Annotated in this window: 1 protein-coding gene (only partly in view); it reads right to left on the bottom strand. The window is 69.5% G+C overall.

Annotated features, from left to right (window positions below):
• Positions 1 to 18: 18 nt before the first annotated feature.
• Positions 19 to 20445: the 3' portion of a non-ribosomal peptide synthase/polyketide synthase gene (locus G361_RS43605; protein WP_036494118.1), read on the bottom strand. 15003 nt of this gene lie beyond the right edge of the window; the window shows 20427 of its 35430 coding nt (coding positions 15004-35430); its start codon lies off the right edge, out of view; its stop codon occupies positions 19 to 21.

Raw genomic sequence — 20445 nt, 5'->3', positions numbered from 1 at the left:
TCGTATGTCCGGGGGCGGTCAGTTCCGCGAGTCGTGACCACCCGGCGGGGTCGCCGCCGACGCGGCGGTGTCGAGTTCGGCGACCGTGGCGCGCGGATCGCGCACGATGGCCGTCAGCGTCCGGACCAGTTGTGCCGCCAGCGTTTCCACGCGGGACGCCGGGAACACGGCCCGATCGTGGTCGAAGCGGAACCGGATCACATCGTCGGTGACGACGGTCAGCGTGAGCGGGTGGGCCGGATCGTGGCGGATCTCGACCGCGGTCACGGACATACCGTCGAGTTCCGCGGCCAGGACGGCGGTCGGCTCGACCGCGGACGCCTCGAACGTCAGCAGTGAATCGAACGCGATCTCGGCGCCGGTCGCGGCCCGGAGGGCGTCGAGGCCCGGGGACGGGTGTCCCGCGAGGGCCGTCCGCTCCCGGTCCAGGGTGGTGAGCAGGTCGGACACCGTCGCCCGGTCGTCCACACGCAACCGCACGGGCACCGTCTCGGCGAACGCACCCACCATCGATTCGCTGCCGGGAAGCTCGTCGGGCCGGCCGGGCACCGTGGCGCCGAAGACCACATCGTTGCTGCCGGTGGCGCGGGCGAGCACCAGACCCCAGGCGGCCTCCAGTACCGTGCCGGTCGCGATGCCGAGTTCGCCCGCCAGCGCGGCCAGCCGCCGCGCATCCCCGGCGTCGAGTTCGGCCGGGAGCCGGCCGATCCCCTGCTCGGATCGGCTCGCCGGATCCGGCCCGGCCAGTGGCGCCGGACATCCCGGGACCGAGATCGCCTGTGCCCAGGCCTGTTTCGCGGATTCGTGATCGGCGATCGTCAGCAGGGCGAGATGGTCGCGATAGGAGGGCAGCGGTGGCAGCGCGGCCGGATCACCGTGGACCGCATACAGAACCATGAGATCGCGCAGCAGCAGCGGCATCGACCAGGTGTCGGCGAGCAGGTCGTGGGTGGTGACGGTCAGCGTCCACTGGTTCTCCGGGAGCCGGTACAGCGTGAACCGGATCGGCGGCGTACCGGGGGAGAAGGCGGTGGCCCGCTCGTCGGCCAGCAGCTGCGGCAGATGGGTCGGCGCGGTGGGATCGATGGTGTGCCACGGCATCTCGACTCGATCGAGGACCAGCTGCACCGGCCGGCCCGTCCGGTCGGCGGCGAACACCACGCGCAGGTTGGCGAAGCGGTCCAGCAGCGCGCGGGCCGCGGTGTGCAGGCGGCCGGGATCGGCGCCGCGCAGGGTCAGCACCGCCTGCCGCAACGGGATGTCCGCGCCGGATCGCATGCGGCGCAACAGATCCGCCTGCTCGGGGGTCACCGGCCACACCTCGGCCAGGTTCGGGTGCCGTTGCTTCCAGCTCGCCCGGTCGGCGGGATCGATCGGGAGCAGCGGGCCGGTGGGCAGTTCCGGCGCCGGCCGATCGTCGAGGACCACGTTCGCGGCCAGCGCGCCGAGGGTGCGGTACTCGAACACCTCGCGGACGCCGAGCCGGATGCCCGCGGCGGCCGCGCGCGAGACCAACTGCACCGACAGGATGCTGTTGCCGCCGAGCTCGAAGAAGTCGTCGTCCAAACCGATGCCGCCGCCGGATGATTCGAGGCCGAGAATCTCCGCGAACACCTCCGCGAGGATCTGCTCGACCGGGGTGACGGGCACCCGGAACCGCTGCCGGGTGAACGTCGGCTGCGGCAATGCCCGGCGATCCAGCTTGCCGGAGCTGTTCAACGGCAACTCCGGCAGTTCGACCAGCGCGGCGGGCACCATGTACGCGGGCAGGGCACGGGCGGCCGAGTCCAGTACCTCCGCGGTGTCCAGCAGCGTGTTCGGCGCCGGCACCACATAGGAGACCAGGCGATCGCCGAGGTCCGACGGCTGCACCAGGGCCACCGCCTGGGCCACCCGCGGATGCGCCAGCAGCGCCGACTCGATATCCCCGAGCTCGATGCGCTGGCCGCGGAACTTCACCTGGAAGTCGCTGCGGCCCACGTAATCCAGGACGGCCCGGCTCTCGCGCCGCCGCCACAGCACCAGATCGCCGGTGCGGTACATCCGCGCGCCGGCGGTGTCGAACGGATCGGCGACGAACCGATCCGCGGTCAGATCCGGGCGGGACACGTAGCCGCGGGCCAGCTGATCACCGGCCAGATACAGTTCGCCCACCACACCCGGCGGCACCGGGCGCAGCCGCGAATCCAGTACGTACACCCGCGAATTCCATTGCGGCACACCGATGGGCACGCTGGTCCGGTCCGCGCCGGTGGCGGGCCGCGAGGTGATCGACACCGCGGCCTCGGTCGGGCCGTACAGGTTGTGGATCCGGGCCGTCGACACGGCGTGCATCGCGGTCACGGTCTGCGGCGGCAGCGCCTCGCCGATCACGAAGACGTGCCGCAGTGTCGACAGCGCCGCGGCCGGGGCGTGCCCGGCGAAGACGGTCAGCATCGACGGTACGAAATCGGTCACCGTCACGCCGTGCGCCGCAATCGTTTCCGCGAGATAGGCCGGATCCCGATGCCCGTCGGGGGTGGCGACCACCAGGGTGCCGCCGGCCCGCAGCGGCGCGAACCAGCCCCACAGCGAGACGTCGAAGGTGGTGGCGGTCTTCTGCAGGTAGACGTCGTCGGCGCCGAGCCGATAGTGGTCCAGCAGCCACGAGATCTGATTGTGGATCGCGGCGTGCGACACCACGACACCCTTCGGGCGGCCGGTCGAACCGGAGGTGAAGATGGCGTAGGCCGGGTGCTGCGGCCGCAGCGGCGCGCGGAGTTCGGTGGGGGACAACGGTTCCGGGGCGAAGCCGGACAGGTCGGCCGTATCGATCGCGATCGCGGGCACATCCCGGTCGGTGGTGAAACCGTCCCGGGCCGTGGTCAGCAGGCAGACCGGGCGGGCGGTGTCGAGCACATGCCCGATGCGTTCCGCCGGATGGTCCGGGTCCAGCGGCACCCAGGCGCCGCCCGCCGTCACGATCGCGTACAGGCCGACCACCAACTCCGGTGAGCGGCGGATCGCCAGCGCCACCAGCGATTCCGGGCCGACCCCGCGCGAGATCAGCAGGCGCGCCAGCCGATTGACCCGGGCGTCGAATTCGCGGTAGGTCAGGACGGTGTCCTCGAACACCACCGCGACCCGATCCGGATGTGCGGCGACCGTGCGCCGGTAGTCGTCCAGCAGGGTGCGCGCGGGCAGCGGGTGCCGGGTCTCGTTCCAGCGCCGCAGGATCCGGTCCCGTTCGGCGGCGCCGAGCAGCAGTTCGAGATCACCGACGGCGGTGTCCGGCGCGGCGGCGATGCCGTCGAGCAGGTGCAGGAACCGTTGCGCGAAGCCGTGCACCGTCGCGCGATCGAACAGATCGGTGGCGTAGGTGAACGATCCGGTGATGCCGTCGGGAGCATCCGCCGGGCCGTAGTGGTCGGCGAGGGTCAGGTTCAGGTCGAACGGCGACAGCCCGCTGTCGACCGCCAGGCCGGCGACGGTCAGGCCGGGCAGTTCCAGGCCGGTGCGGCCGAGGTTCTGGAAGGTCAGCCCGACCTGGAACAACGGGTGCCGGGCCGTGGAGCGGGCCGGGTCGAGCACCTCCACCAGCCGCTCGAACGGCAGATCCGCGTGCGCGAGCGCCCGCAGGTCGGTTTCGCGCTGGCGGGCCAGCAACCGGGTGAACGGCTCGTCGGCGGTGAGGCGGGTCCGGAACACCAGGGTGTTGACGAACATGCCGACCAGGTCGTCGAGTTCGGGTTCGCCGCGACCGGCGACCGGGGTGCCGATCGCGATGTCGTCGGTGCCGGACAGCCGGGCCAGCAGGACCGCCAGCGCGGCGTGCACGACCATGAACAGGGTCGCGCCGCGGGCACGGGCCAGATCGGCCAGTGCGCGATGGGTTTCCGGCGGGACGGTCAGGGCCACCGTGTCACCGGCGAAGGTCCGCACGGCCGGACGCGGCCGGTCGGCCGGTAGGTCCAGTTGTTCCGGCAGGCCGCGCAGGGTGTCGCGCCAGAACGAGATCTGTTGTGCGATGACCGATTCCGGGTCGGCCTCGTTGCCGAGGACCTCGCGCTGCCACAGTGCGTAGTCGGCGTACTGGACCGGCAGTGGCTGCCAGGCGGGTTCGCCGCCGTCGACGCGGGCGCCGTAGGCGGCCATCACGTCCCGGGTCAGCGGACCCATCGAGAAACCGTCGGCGCAGATGTGGTGCACCACGAGGGCGAGGACGTGTTCGGTGGGGCTGATCTCGAACAGCCCGGCCCGGAACGGCGCTTCGGCGGTGACATCGAACGCGATCCCGACCAGTTCCGAGAGCCGCTGCGGCAGATGGACTTCCGTGACCGGAACCGGGGTGAGGTCCGGCACCACCCGGGTGGTGGGCAGGATCTCCTGGTAGGCGGGGCCCATGGCGGGGTCCTGGGTCCAGGCCGCGACGGCGGGGAACCGGGTGCGCAGCGACTCGTGCCGGTCGAGCACGTCGGCCACCGCGACCTGGAGTGCCTGCCGGTCGAGCAGGCCCGACAGGCGTACCGCCGCGTGGATGTTGTATGCCGCTGCGGCCGAGCCGGATTCGATGCCGTCGCGGCCGGCCTCGAAGCGGTTGAGGAACCACATGCGTTGCTGGGCCAGCGAGAGCGGGAGCAGCGGGGGGCGCTGCTGCGGCTCGAGCGGTGCGTGGTTGCTCGTGTCGGTGCGGGTTTCGGTGCGGGCGGCGAGGGCGGTGACGGTGGGTGCGTCGAACAGGTCGCGGACGCCGACGCGGGTGTGCAGTGCGGTGGACAGGCGGGCGGCGACCTGGGTGGCGATCAGGGAGTTGCCGCCGAGGGCGAAGAAGTCGTCGTCGAGTCCGACCCGGTCGGCGCCGAGGACCTCGGCGAACACGGTCGCGACGATCTCCTGTACCGGGGTGGTGGGGGCCCGGAACACCGCCGCTTCGACCGTGGGTGCGGGCAGGGCCTTGCGGTCGAGTTTGCCGGAGGCGTTGAGCGGCAGCGTGTCCAGGACCATGAAGGTGGCGGGCACCATGTAGCCGGGGATACGGCGGGCCAGTTCCTCGCGGATGTCGTCGACGTCGATGTGGTGGCCGCCGGTGGGGGTGAGGTAGGCGACGAGCTGGTCGCCGGTGTAGGGGTCGGTGTGGACGATCACGACGGCCTGGGCGATCTCGTCGAGTCCGGTGAGGGCGGTTTCGATTTCGCCGAGTTCGATGCGCAGGCCGCGGAGTTTGACCTGGAAGTCGGTGCGGCCCAGGTATTCCAGTTCGCCGGTGCCGGTCCAGGTGACGAGGTCGCCGGTGCGGTACATGCGGGCGGTGGGCTGGTGGGGGTCGGCGACGAAGCGGTCGGCGGTGAGGTCGGGGCGGGCGACGTAACCGTGGGCGAGCTGGATACCGGCGAGGTACAGCTCGCCGGGAACACCGGCGGGCACCGGCCGCAGCCGGTTGTCGAGGACGTAGACGCGGGTGTTGTGGACGGGGCGGCCGATGGCGACGGTGTCGAGATCGAGGTCGGTCAGCGCGTGGTGGGTGACGTCGACGGCGGCTTCGGTGGGGCCGTACAGGTTGTGGACCCGGGCCCCGGTCAACCGGGTGATCGCCTGAGCGGGCTTGGCACCCAGCGCTTCACCGGAGGCGAACACCAGACGCAACGACCGGCACAGCCCGTCGTTCCCGGTGGCCACCGCAAGGCCGGCCGACTCGGCCAGCGCCGCAACGAATACCGCCAGCATCGACGGCACGAAGTGCGTGACCGTCACACCCTCGGCCGTGATCACCTGCATCAGGTACTCGGGATCGCGGTGCCCGTCGGGTTTCGCGACGACCAGGCGTGCGCCGATCTGCAAGGGCCAGAAGAACTCCCACACCGACACGTCGAACGTCGCGGGGGTCTTCTGCAACACCACATCGTCCGCGGTCAGGCCGTACTCGGCCTGCATCCACATCAGACGGTTGACGATCGCCGCATGCGGCACCGCCACACCCTTCGGCCGGCCCGTCGAACCCGAGGTGAAGATCACGTACGCGGTGTCGGCCGGGCGCAGCGGATGCCGCCGGTCCGCGTCGGTCACGGGCGCGATCGAATAACCGGACAGTTCCAGCAGATCGATGCGCACCTGCGCGGTGTCGACGTCGAGATCGGTCCCCGCGGTCAGCACGCAGACGGGATCCGCGGTGGCGAGGATGTATTCGGTGCGCTCGGCCGGATGATCCGGATCCAGCGGCACATACGCGGCACCGGCGACGGTCACCGCGTACATGCCGACCACCAGATCGATCGACCGCCGCATACCCAGCGCCACGAACGACTCCGGGCCCACACCGCGATCGATCAGCCAGCGCGCGAGGCGGTGCACGCGATCGCCGAACTCCTGATAGGACAGCTCGATTCCCGCGAAGGTGAGAGCGATCGCGTCGGGAGTCCGCTCGGCCTGGGCTTGGAACAGCGCGGCGAGTGTGGCCGGGTGGCCGCCGAGCGCGGCGGTGCCATCGAAATCGGTGTCGTTCCAGTCGGTCAGGATGGTGCGGCGTTCGGCGGCGTCGAGCAGATCGATCGCACCGGCCGCGCGGTCGGGGACGGTGACGATCGTGGTCAGCACCCGCACCAGCCGATCCGCCAGGCGGGCGATCGCCTTCTCGTCGAACAGGTCTCTCAGGTAGCCCGCGCGGATGCGCAGCCGGGAATCCAGTTGTGCGATCAGGGTCAGCGGATAGTGGGTGGCATCCGTGGCGCGGATGCCGGTGACGGCCATACCGTCGATGTCGGCGGCCTGGCGCTGAATACCCTCGGCATCCATCGGATACGACTCGAAGACCACGAGTGTGTCGAACAGGCCACCGATTCCGGCCGCGGCCTGGATGTCGGCGAGGCCGATGTGATGGTGGTCGAGCAGTTCGGCCTGCTCGTCCTGGAGGCGGGTCGCCAGATCCCGGATCGACTCGGCCGGGTCGACCCGTACCCGGACGGGGACGGTGTTGATGAACAGGCCGACCATGTTCTCGACCCCGGCCAGTCCGGCCGGCCGTCCGGACACCGTGGTACCGAACAGTACGTCGTCACGACCGGTCAACCGGCCCAGCAGCACACCCCACGCGGTCTGCACCACCGTGTTCACGGTGACACCCAGCTCCGCGGCCACCGCGACCAATCGCGCCGTCACCGCCTCGTCCAGCCCGAAGAGATACTCCCCGGCCAGGCTGGTGATCTCGCGGTCGGACTGCGGGCGGGTCAGCAGTGTCGGCTCCGACACCCCGGCGAGCGCTTGCCGCCACACCGTCAACGACGCCGAATGATCCTGGTGCGCAAGCCATTCCAGGAATCCGCGATACGATCGGACCCCCGGCAATGCGCTGCTGTCCGCGTGGGTCGCGTACAGCATCAGCAGATCCCGCATCAGCAACGGCATCGACCAGCCGTCGAGCAGGATGTGGTGATTCGACACCACCAACTGCCATTCCCGGGAACCCGTGCGGATCAACGTGAACCGCATCAACGGCGGTGCCGTCAGATCGAACCGCCGGGTACGGTCGGCGGCGATCAGCTCGGCCGCCGCCGGTGGGATCGGATCGATCCCGGGGACCGGATGGGTGCCGTCGGCGTGGTGGACCGCGGAACCGTTGCGCGGCACGGTATTCGACGTCCGGTCGGTGATGTCGTGCTCGGTCCAGTCGACGGCGACCCGGTCCAGGACGACCTGGAGGGCAGTGCCGTCGCGGTCGGTGACGAAGGCGGTGCGCAGGCTGTCGTACCGATCCAGCAACGCCTGCGCCGCATTACGCAACCGGCCCGGATCCACCCGACCCGACAACGTCAGCACCACCTGCGCGGTATACACATCCACCGACGACGCCGCCAGCTGCGCATGGAACAACAACCCCGCCTGCAACGCCGACAACGACCACACCTCGGCCACCGCCGGGAACCGCCGCGTCACCACCTCGATATCGGCCTGCCGCAACCGCACCAACGGGAAATCCGACGGCGTGAACCCACCCGCCTCCGGCGACTGCGCATGCCGCGCCACCGCCTCCAGCGCCCGCACCCACAACCCACCGAACTCCGCCACCGCCGCCGCATCCAACAACGTTGCCGGATAACCGATCTGCGCCGACAACCGATCCCCCGCCACGATCGCGTTCACATCGATCGGCGCCATCGCCGGCATATCCGCGTCGTAACCGGCCCGCAGGTGGCCGAGCGCGCCGGTCGGCAGCCAGCCCAGACCGCGGACCTCCTCCGGCACAGCCGATTCCGAGATCCGGCCGAGATAGTTGAAACCGATCTGGCCCGGCGGTTCCGCCGGGAGCTGTGCCGCGGTGTCCGGGTTCAGGTGGCGCAGCATGCCGTAGCCGAGGCCCTTGCCCGGCACCGCCAGCAACTGCTCCTTCACGGCCTTGATCGCGCGGCCCATCGCCGGCCCACCGGCCAGCGCCGCATCGACGTCGATACCGGCCAGGTCGAACCGCACCGGGAAGATCGAGGTGAACCAGCCCACCGTGCGCGACAGATCCGCACCCGGCACCGCCTCCTCCTCGCGACCGTGCCCCTCCAACCGGATCAGCACCGAATCGTCCACGGCCGCACCGCCGGGAGCGCCGGTGGCGGCGCCGCGGGCCCGCCAGGCCGCGACCGCGATCACGAGGGCGGTCAGCAGGCCGTCGTTCACGCCGCCGTGGAACAGCGCGGGCACGGTCGTCAGCAGGGTGCGGGTCGTCTGTGCGGACAGTTCGATGTGATGCTCGGCGAGTGCGGCCGTCACGTCGACGGCCGGGTCCAGCGGACGCGTGGTCAGCAGCGGATCGGGCCCGGTGGCCGCTGCTCGCCAGTGGCCGATTTCGGCGGCGCGATCGATTGCGTTGTGCGCCAGGGCATGTGCCCAGGTGCGCATGCCGGTGGGGACCGGCGGCAGTTCGGGGGCCTGCCCGGCCGATATCTGTGCCCAGGCGGACACGAGGTCCGGCACCAGGATTCGCCACGAGACGCCGTCGATCACCATGTGGTGTGCGGCGATGAGCAGCCATCCCAGTTGCCGTGGATCGGACGATTGCAGCCAGGCGAACCGGATCACCACGCCCGCTTCGGGATCGAGCCGATCGACCGCGGCATCCAGAGCGGTCGCGGCGATCTCCGGCACGTCCGGGCCGGCGTCGGTGGCGAGTACGAGGTGGTCGATCAACGCGTCGACGTCGACGGTGCCCGCGGCGGCGGTTTCCACGAGCCAGTCCGCGTCGGCGTCCCGGCGCAGTCGTGCGCGCAGCATGTCGTGCCGGTCGATGACGGCCGTCAGTGTCGCGACGATGCCCGCTCGGTCGATGCCGGCCGGAAGTTCCAGGGCCAGTGACTGATTGAAGCGGCGCGCGGATCCGGGCCGGTCCACCAGGTAGCGCAGCACGGGGGTCAGCGGCATCGTGCCGACTCCGCCGCCGGGCAGTTCCGTCAGGACGGGCCCGGAATCCGCGGTGTCGGTGGTGCGGGCGACCGTGGCGAGTCCGGCGATGCTGCGGCGTTCGAAGACGTCGCGGGGGGTGAAGACGATGCCGCGGGCCTTCGCGCGGGAGACCAGTTGGATGGACAGGATGGAGTCGCCGCCGAGGGCGAAGAACGAGTCGTCCAGGCCGATCTGGTCGGTGCCGAGGACCTCGGTGAACACCTGGGCGAGGATGGTCTCGATCTCGGTGGCGGGGGCGCGGTAGTCGCGGGTGGCGATGACCGGTTCGGGCAGGGCACGGCGGTCGAGTTTGCCGACCGGGGTCAGGGGGATCTCGTCGAGGACGGTGATCGCGGCGGGCACCATGTGTGGTGGCAGGATCGCCGCGACGTGGTCGCTGATCTCGGTCACGTCGATGGTGTGACCGGGGACGGGTTTCACGTAGGAGGCGAGGATCGTCGCGCCGGCGGGGGTGTCGCGGCCCATGGTGAAGGCGAAGTCGACGTCGGGGTGGCGGGACAGGACGGCGTCGATCTCGCCGAGTTCGATACGGAACCCGCGGATCTTCACCTGGAAATCGCTGCGCCCCACATAATCCAGCTCCCGCCGGGTGTCCTGGAGGGGATCGGCGTCGGTGCGCTGAGGTGCCGGGTACCAGCGGACGATATCGCCGGTGCGGTACATCCGCGCGCCGGGAGCGCCGAAGGGGTTGGCTACGAAGCGTTCCGAGGTGAGGCCGTACGCACCGTGGTAGCCGCGAGCGACTCCACCACCGGCGAGGTACAACTCGCCGGTGACACCGGGCGGGACCGGGTTGAGTCGATTGTCGAGTACCAGTGCCGACATGCCGTGCACCGGCGTACCGATCGTGATGTGGTCGCCGGGGTGGAGCCGGGCGTAGGTGGAGATGATCGTGGTTTCGGTGGGCCCGTACGCGTTGAAGTACTTACGGCCCGGCTGCCACTTCGCCAGCAACTCCGGTGTGGTCACATCGCCACCGACCGAGGTCACCAGCAACTGCGCCTGGTCGTCGGGGTCCATCGTCCCCAGCACGGCCGGGGTGATGATCGTGTGGGTCACCTGCTCGGCGCGCAGCAGGTCCGCCAGATCACTGCCGCCGATGATGTCCGGGGGTGTGATCACGAGGGTGGCGCCGATGTAGAAGGCGCACACCCATTCCAGTACCGACGGGTCGAAGCTCGGCGAGCAGATGTGCAGGAACCGGTGATGCGGTTCCAGCCCGTACAACCCCGTCGCGACATCGGCGAGACCACCGAGACCGGCGTGGGTGACGGTGACACCCTTGGGTTTACCCGTCGACCCCGACGTGTAGATCACATACGCCGGATGGGTCATCCGCAACGGCGACAACCGATCCGCGTCCGTCACCGGCGCCGAAGACATTGCCGCACAAGCGATATCGGTGGCCGGGTCGTCGAGCACCAGCCAATCCACATCGGTGGGCAACCGATCCACATACGCGGAGGCGGTGATACCGAGGACCGCGGCGGAATCGGTGAGCATGTGCCGCACCCGGTCTTCGGGATAGGTCGGGTCGACCGGGATGTGTGCGCCACCGGCTTTGGTGATCGCCAGGACCGCGAGCACCATCTCGAACGAGCGCGGCAGCGACACCGCGACCAGTCTCTCCGGTCCGACACCACGTCCGATCAGCACGCGAGCCAGCCGCGACGACAGGTCGTCGAGCTCACCGTAGGTCACCGAACGACCGTTGTACCGCACCGCCAGACGATCCCGGCCGAGGCGCATGCCGTGGGTGAGGAGATCGGGCAGGCGCTTGGTGGCCATCACATCGTCGCTGTGGACGTGAGTGAGCTCCCGATGTTCGTCGGCACTCAGGAACGGCAGGTCGCCGACCGGCTTCCGTGGCTCGGCGACGATGCCTTCTAGCAGGCGGGTGAACCGCTGCGCGAACACCTCGACGGTGGATTCGTCGAAAAGGTCACGGGCGTAAGAGAAGACGGCAGTCATGCTGTCGGCATGCTCCGTAATGGTGAGGGAAAGGTCGAATTTGGTGGTGTCGAGGTCGTATTCGGTTGCCTCGACATGCAATCCGGGAAGCTCGAACGACGTCTCGGGCAGGTTCAGGAACGACAGGGCGACCTGGAACAGCGGATGCCGGGCGGTGGACCGCTCCGGATTCACCAACTCCACCAGGCGTTCGAACGGGATATCCGCATGCGCGAACGCCTGCAGATCACCATCCTTCGTCGCCGCCACCAACTGCTCGAACGACTCCCCACCGGTCACCTGGCTCCGCAACACCAGCGTGTTCACGAACATCCCGATCACCGAATCCAACTCGGCCTCACCACGACCGGCCACCGGCGTCCCCACCACAATGTCCCCGGTCCCCGACAACCGCGCCAGCAACACCGCCAACGCCGCATGCACCACCATGAACAACGTCGCATTCTGCGACCGCGCCACCCCAACCAAACCCCGATGCGTCTCGGTGGAGATCGGGAACACCACCCGGCCACCGGCAAACGACGCCACCGCCGGCCGACCCCGATCCGCCGGCAGATTCAACTCATCCGGCACCCCCGCCAGCGCCGACCGCCAGAACCGCGCCTGACCCGACAACAAACTCGCCGGATCATCCTCGGACCCCAGCAACTCCCGCTGCCACACACTGTAATCCGCATACTGCACCGCCAACGGCGCCCACCCCGGCACCCCACCCGCCGACCGCGCCGCATACGCCACCATCACATCCCGCGTCAACGGACCCATCGACCAGCCATCCGCGGCAATATGATGCGCCACGAACACCAACACGAACTCACCACCGACGCCGGCGGCATCCGTATCGGCATCGGTGATCCGGAACAACCGGATCCGGAACGGCACCTCGACCGTCACATCGAACCCCGCCGACACCACACCCGCCACCGCATCCAGCACACCGGCCGCAGTCACCACGGTCGGCTCCACCACCACCGGCATCGCCGACACCGGCAACACCCGCTGCACCGGACCACCGGCACCACCGGGATACACCGTCCGCAGAATCTCGTGCCGCGCCACCACATCCGACACCGCCGCACCCAGCGCCGCCACATCCAGCGACCCCGACAACCGGATCGCCACCGGAATGTTGTTCACCGCCGACGCCGTATCGAACTGGTTCAGGAACCACATCCGAGACTGCGCCAGCGACAACGGCACCCGATCCGGACGCACACCCGCCACCAACGGCGGACGTGCGTCCTGCTCGGTGCTGATCGCCGATTCCACGTGCGCGGCCAGAGCTTCCACATCCGGTGCCTCGAACAAGGCGCGTACCGCGACGGTGGTACCCAGCGCGGCACCGATCCGTGCGGCAACGCGGGTTGCGATCAGCGAGTTGCCACCGAGGGCGAAGAAATCGTCGTCGAGACCGACATCCGGCACGTCCAGGACGTCGGCGAATGTCTCGGCAACGACTTGCTGCACCGGTGTCCCGGGAGCACGGAACGCTCGGGTGGTGGCGGCGGGTGCCGGGAGCGCACGGCGGTCGAGCTTTCCGTTGACTGTCAACGGGATCGCGTCGAGCACGACGAAGGCCGCCGGAACCATGTAGGCCGGTAGCAGTGCGGCCGTACCGGCACGCAGGGCCTCTGTATCGACAACGGCCGCAACGGGAGTCGCCGCATCACGGGTGCCGTCGGCGACGAGGTAGGCGACGATGCGCTGATCGCCCGGGATGTCCTCGCGGACGATCACCGCGGCCTGGCCGACACCCGGCTGCGCGAGGACCGCCGCCTCGATCTCCCCGAGTTCGATCCGGAACCCGCGGACCTTCACCTGATCGTCGGCCCGGCCGAGATACTCGAGTTCACCGTGCCGGTTCCAGCGCGCCACATCCCCGGCGCGATACAGTCTTTCGCCTGCCGCACCCAGCGGGTTCGCCACGAACCGGGCCGCGGTCAGATCCGCACGACCCAGGTACCCGCGCGCCAACTGCGGTCCCGCGACATAGATCTCACCGGCGACCCCGACCGGCACCGGATGCAACCGGTCGTCGAGCACATACACCCGCAGACCCGGGATCGCCCGGCCCACGATCGATCCGGTCGCCGCGGCGACGGTGTCCGCGTCGAGGACCCGGTGCGAGACGTGCACGGTGGTCTCGGTGATGCCGTACATGTTGACCAGCCGCGGGCCCGCACCCTGAGACCCGTCCCCGTGCCGCGACACCCACTCCGACAGCCGCCGCAACTCCAGCGCCTCACCACCGAACACCACATACCGCAACGCCGGCAGGCTCGGTGACGGATCGGCGGCCTCGGCGGCCGCGAGTTGATAGAAGGCCGAAGGGGTTTGGCTGAGCACGGTCACCCGTTGTGCGCGCAGCAGATCGAGGAACTGCTCGGGGGAGCGGGTGGTGAAGTGGTCGACGACGACGAGCGTGCCGCCGTTCAGCAGCGGACCCCACAGTTCCCACACCGAGAAGTCGAAAGCGTAGGAGTGGAACAACGTCCACACGTCCTCGGGCCCGAACCCGAACATCCGATCGGTGTTCGCGAACAACCGCACCACGTTCGCGTGCGTGACCGCGACACCCTTCGGACGACCGGTCGAACCGGACGTGTAGATCACATAGGCGATGTGATCAGGGAACAGCGCGGTGCTCCGCTCGAGGTCCGTGATCGGGTCCTCGCCCGCGTCGACGACATCGGGCACGTCCATACCGAATTCGTCCATCGACACGATCGGCAACCCGGCGGGCAGCGTGACATCGACACTGCGGTCGGTGATCACCGCCACCGGCCGCGCGTCGGCCAGCACGTAGTCGATGCGGTCGGCCGGATAGGACGGATCGATCGGCACGTAACCGGCACCGGATTCGAGCACCGCGAGCAACGCGACCACCAGATCCGCCGACCGCGGCAGGAGCACGGCGATCAGGGTCTCCGGGCCCGCGCCGAGCCCGATCAGCCTGCGCGCCAATTGGTTTGCACGCTCGTCGAGTGAACGATAGGACAGGGCATCGGCTCCGAACCGGACTGCGACGCGATCACCGTGTGCGGCTACGGTCGCGCGGAACAGGTCCGGGAGTGTGGGCGTGCGGTCGGTCGCGAGCACCGTCGATACGGGTGGTGCGAGGTCTTCCGACGACACCCAGGCCCGGGTGACATTGGCACGTTCGTCGTCGCCGAGCAGGTCGATGTCACCGATCACCACATCCGGGTCGTCGGCCACCGCACGCAGGATCCGGACCAGCCGCTGCGCGAACGCCGCCACCGTCTCCGCGTCGAACAGATCCGTGGCGTAATTCCAGGACAACACCAGTCCTCCCGCGGGGACTTCACCCACGGTGAGCTGGATGTCGAACTTCGCCGTTCCCAGCGGCGCGTCCACCACGTCGATGTGCAGGCCGGGTAGCGCCGCGTGCGCCGCATCCCCGGCGCCGGCCGCCTCGAACGTCAACGCCACCTGGAACAACGGATGCCGGGCCTGCGAGCGTACCGGCGAGATCACCTCCACCAGTTGCTCGAACGGCACCTCGGCATGCGCGAACGCGGCCACATCCACCGCCCGCACCTGCTCCAGCAGATCCGCGAAACCGAGGTCCGGGGCCACCGCGGTCCGCAACACCAGGGTGTTGACGAACATCCCCACCAGATCGTCCAGCCCGCGTTCCCCGCGACCGGCGATCGGCGTTCCGATCGCGATGTCGCGGCCGCCGGACAACCGCGCCGCCCACACCGCCAACGCGGCGTGCACCATCATGAACACCGTCACCCCACGGGCACGGGCCGACTCCACGAGCCGTGCCCGCAACTCCGCGTCCACCGTGAACCCGTGTACGGCACCGGCATTCGACGCCACCTCCGGCCGTGGCCGATCCGCCGGCAACTCGATCTGCTCCGGCATTCCGGCCAGCCGGTCCACCCAGTACGCCAGTTGCCGCGACGCCGGCGATGCCGGATCCTCGACCGACCCCAGGATTTCCCGTTGCCACAACGCGTAATCCGCGTACTGCACCGGCAGCGGCGCCCACACCGGCACCTCGCCGGCCGACCGCGCGCCGTACGCCGCCACCACATCCCGCAACAGCGGCCGCAGCGAGAAGCCGTCACCGGAGATGTGATGTACCACCAGCACCACCACATACTCCGTGGTCCCGTCCACCGCGAGCACAGCGATCCGGAACGGCACCTCCGTCGTCACATCGAACGGTGTCGTCGCGATTTCGGCTGCGCGGGAAGGCCATCGGTCCGCCGGCAGCGATTCGGCCACCACATCCAGCGGGATCCCGGCGATCGGCAGCACCTGCTGGTACCCGACGCCCTCGAGTTCCGGGTGGATGGTGCGCAGCGTTTCGTGCCGCGCCACCACGTCCCGCAGCGCCGCTCCCAGCGCCGGCACATCCAGCGCACCGGAGATCCGCAGCACGATCGGAATGTTGTCGACGGCGCTCCGGTTGTCGAAGCGATTGAGGAACCAAATCCGTTGTTGCGCAAGCGACAACGGCACCAGCGACGCTGTCTGCCCGTCCGGCAGCGTCACCGCCGCCGGCCGGGGACGCGGCCCCAACGGAATCCGGCCACCGGTTCCGGCCCGAGACTCCAGTCGCGCCGCCAGATCCGCCACCGTCGGCGCCTCGAACAGCAACCGCACCGGCACCTCGGTCTCCAGCGCGGCGGCGAGTCGTGCCGCGACCTGCGTCGCCAGAAGTGAATTGCCGCCCAACGCGAAGAAGTCGTCGTCGAGACCCACTGCGCCGGTGGCGGAGCCGATCCCCAGCACCTCCGCGATCGTCGCCGCGACCGCCTGTTCGACCATCGTCGCCGGCGCCCGGAACAGCGTCGCGACGAACGACGGCATCGGCAGCGCACGCCGATCCAGCTTGCCCGACGCGTTCACCGGGAACTCCGCCAGCATCACCAACGCCGACGGCACCATGTACGCCGGCAGCCGCCGCGCCAGGCCGGCGCGCAATTCGTCCACGTCCACGTGCGACGCACCGGCGGGCATCACGTACCCCACCAGTCGATCACCGAGAACCTCGTCCGAGCGCACCACCACGACCGCCTGCGCGACTCCCGGTGACGCCAGCAACTCCGCCTCGATCTCGCCCAGCTCGATCCGCACCCCACGGACCTTCACCTGGAAATCGGTGCGCCCCAAGTACTCCAGCTCATCGGCGACGGTCCACGCGACCAGATCACCGGTGCGGTACATCCGCTCACCGGCGGCGAACGGATCGGCCACGAACCGATCGGCCGACAGATCGGGCCGGCCCACGTAGCCACGTGCCAACTGCGCACCCGCCAGATACAACTCACCGGCGACCCCCGCCGGTACCGGACGCAGCCGGCCGTCGAGCACGTACACCCGCGTGTTCCACACCGGTCGTCCGATGGGAACGCTCACCAGGTCGTTGCCGGTCACCTCGTGGTAGGTGACCTCGACCGCGGCTTCGGTCGGACCGTACAGGTTGTGCACCCGGGCTCCGGTCAACGCGCGCAGGCGTTGCGCGGTGGCGGCGGGCAGCGCCTCACCCGAGGTGAAGACCATCCGCAACGGCCATGGCGATTCGCCGGAACTCGCAGGGGCCGTCGCGATCTCTGCCGGGTCCGGCGTCGGCGTCGCTTCCTGCGCGGCGACGAACGCGGCGAGCATGGACGGCACGAAATGCGCCACCGTCACGCCCTCCGCGGCGATGATCCGGGCGAGGTAGGCCGGATCCCGGTGCCCGTCCGGCGACGCGACGACCAGTCGCGCACCGATCTGCAAGGGCCAGAAGAACTCCCACACGGACACGTCGAACGTTGCCGGCGTCTTCTGCAACACCACGTCGCCGGTGGTCAGGCCGTACTCGGCCTGCATCCATGCCAGGCGGTTGACGATCGCGGCGTGCGAGACGGCCACACCTTTGGGCCGGCCGGTCGAGCCCGAGGTGAAGATGATGTAGGCGGGGTTCGACGGCCGCAGCGGCCGCCGCCGATCCGAATCCGTGACCGGCGCATCGGAATACCGTGCGAGGTCCAGCGCATCGATGCGGACCTCGGGTGTGCCGGACGTACTCGCCGGATCGATGGCGTCCGCCGCCGCGGCCGGCGGCTCGGCACCCGAGGTCAGGACGAGCAGTGGCCGGGCGGTCCCGAGGATGTAGCGGCGGCGGCTCGCCGGATGATCCGGGTCCAGCGGCACGTACGCGCCACCGGCCACGAGCACCGCGTGGATGGCGATCACGAGCTCGACGGATCGCCGCATCCCCAGCGCCACCGGTGTTTCCGCGGTGACTCCGTACTCGATCAGCCACCGCGCCAATCGCCGTACCCGGCCCGCGAATTCGGCATAGGACAGACTCGTCCCCTCGAACGTCAGCGCGGGCGTCTCGGGGCCGCGCGCCACCTGCACCTCGAACAGGGACGCCAGCGTCGCCGCGGCGGAGCCGCCCGGGACCGTGTCGAGGTCGTGGGTGGTCGCGTTCCGTTCGGCCAGCAGTCCGTGCCGCTCGGCGGCGTCGAGCAGTTCGAGATCACCGACGGCCGCCGCCGGATCGGCGATCGCCCCGGCCAGCAGCCGCACCAGGCGGTCCGCCAGGGTCGCTACCGTCCCGGCATCGAAAAGATCGGTGGCGTAGACGAATTCGGCGGCCATGCCGGTCGCTTCGGCTCCCGGCGGTGGTGGTGAGAGCACCAGTTGCAGGTCGAATTTGGCGGTGTCGACCGGCAATTCGACGGCGGAGATCGTCAGTCCGGCCAACTCCAGTGCGGGCCGTTCGATGTTCTGGAAGGACAGCATCACCTGGAACAGGGGATGCCGGGCCTGCGAGCGCACCGGGTTGAGGATCTCCACCAGCCGCTCGAACGGCAGGTCGGCGTGTTCGAATGCGGCGAGATCGGTCGAGCGGACCGAACCCAGCAGGTCGCGGAACGACCGGTCGGACGGTACCTCGGTGCGCAGGACCAGGGTATTGACGAACATGCCGATCAGATCGTCGAGCGCGGGCTCGCCGCGGCCGGCGACGGGGGTGCCGATGACGATGTCGCCGGTGCCGGACATCCGGGCCAGCAGTGTCGCGAACGCCGCGTGCAGCACCATGAACAGGGTCGTATCGTGTTCGGTGGCCAGCGCGACCGCCGCTTCCAGCAATGACCCGTCGATCGAGAAGCGATGCACCGCACCGTGATCCGAGGCCACGGCCGGACGGGGGCGATCGGCGGGCAGGCCGAGATCGGCGGGCAGGTCCGCCAATGTTCTCGTCCAGTAGTCGATCTGCGCGGCACCGAGGGAGTCCGGATCCTGTTCGGAGCCCAGTATCTCTCGCTGCCACAACGTGTAGTCGGCATACTGGACCGCAGTCGGCTGCCAGCCCGGTTCGGTATCGGACAGGCGAGCGCGGTAGGCGATCGTCACGTCGCGGACCAACGGCCGGAACGAGAAGCCGTCGGTACCGATGTGGTGCATCACCAGTACCAGCAGGTGCCGGTCCGGGTCGCCGTCGATCCGGAGCAGGCCGGCCCGCAGCGGGACCTCGGTGGTCACATCGAAGCAGGTGTGAACCATTTCGGTCAGCCGGGCCGGTACGTCGGCCGCGGCGACCGGCTCGGCGATCAGGTCGACACGGATCTCCGACATCGGCAGCACCCGTTGTGCTCCGACGCCACCGAATTCGGGATAGACGGTGCGCAGGGTCTCGTGCCGGGTCAGCACGTCGCGCACGGCGGCGACGAGGGCCGCGAGATGCAGTGAGCCGGTGAGACGCAGCACCAGTGGCACGTTGTTGGCGGTGCTGTGCGGGTCCAGCCGGTTGAGGAACCAGATTCGCTGTTGCGCCGGTGACAGCGGAATCAGTTGCGCGAGTTCGCCGTCCGGCAGGGTGATCGCGGCCGGTCGCGGCCGTGCGGTCAGCGGGATCCGGGTGGCGAATCTCGCTCCGGTCTCCAGTCGAGTGGCCAGTGCCGCGACGGTCGGCGCCTCGAACAGCCAGCGCACCGGCACACCGACGGACAGCTCCGCCGCGAGCCGGGCCGCGACCCGGGTGGCGACGAGTGAATTGCCGCCGAGGGCGAAGAAGTTGTCGTCGCGCCCGACTCGGTCCAGGCCGAGCAGTCCGGCGATCGTGTCCGCCACGGCACGTTCGGCCGCGGTTTCGGGGGCGCGGAAAGCGGCGGCCGTGAACACGGGCTCGGGCAACGCTTTCCGGTCGAGTTTGCCGATCGGTGTCAGTGGGATCCGGTCGATCACCATGATCGACGAGGGCACCATGTAACCCGGCAGTCGTTGCTCGACGTATTCGGTCAATACCGTGGTGTCGATCGAGGCATCGTGTGCGGCAACCACATACGACACCAGCGAGGTGACTCCGGCGGTGTTCTCGTGGCCGACGGTGACCGCGAAGTCGACGGTCTCGTGTGCGGCCAGCGCGGCATCGATCTCGCCGAGTTCGATCCGGAAACCACGGACTTTGACCTGGAAGTCGGAACGGCCGACGTATTCGACCTCGCCGTGCCGGGTCCAGCGCACCACGTCACCGGTGCGGTACATCCGCTCCCCGGCGGCATACGGGTTGGCCACGAACCGCTCACCGGTCAACCCCGCCCGCGCGTGATAGCCACGCGCGAGCTGGATCCCCGACAGATACAGTTCACCGGCGACACCGACCGGCACCGGCCGCAACCGGGCATCGAGGATCAGCGATTGCATACCGCGGATCGGGCCACCGATGGTGACCGGATCACCCGCGGCCAGCGGTTCGCTGATATTGGTCATGATCGTGGTCTCGGTCGGCCCGTACCCGTTGTAGAACCGGCGGGCCCGGCCCGGAATATCCGCCGCGGCACCCCATTTCGCGACCAGATCCGCCGGGACCGCCTCACCACCGGCCACCACCGTGTGCATACCGGTCAGCGCTGCCGGGTCCAGCGACGCCAGCACCGACGGAGTCAGGAAGGTGTGCGTCGCGCCCTCACGGCGGATCAGGTCGGTGAGCTCGTCGCCACCGTAGATACCCGGCGGGACCACCACCAGCGTGCCACCGGCACCGATCGCGAGCAGAAATTCCAGTATCGACGCGTCGAAGCT

It is taken from the genome of Nocardia sp. BMG111209 (genome assembly GCF_000381925.1).
GTDB lineage: Bacteria > Actinomycetota > Actinomycetes > Mycobacteriales > Mycobacteriaceae > Nocardia.
This window is presented reverse-complemented; position numbering and strand designations above follow the sequence as displayed.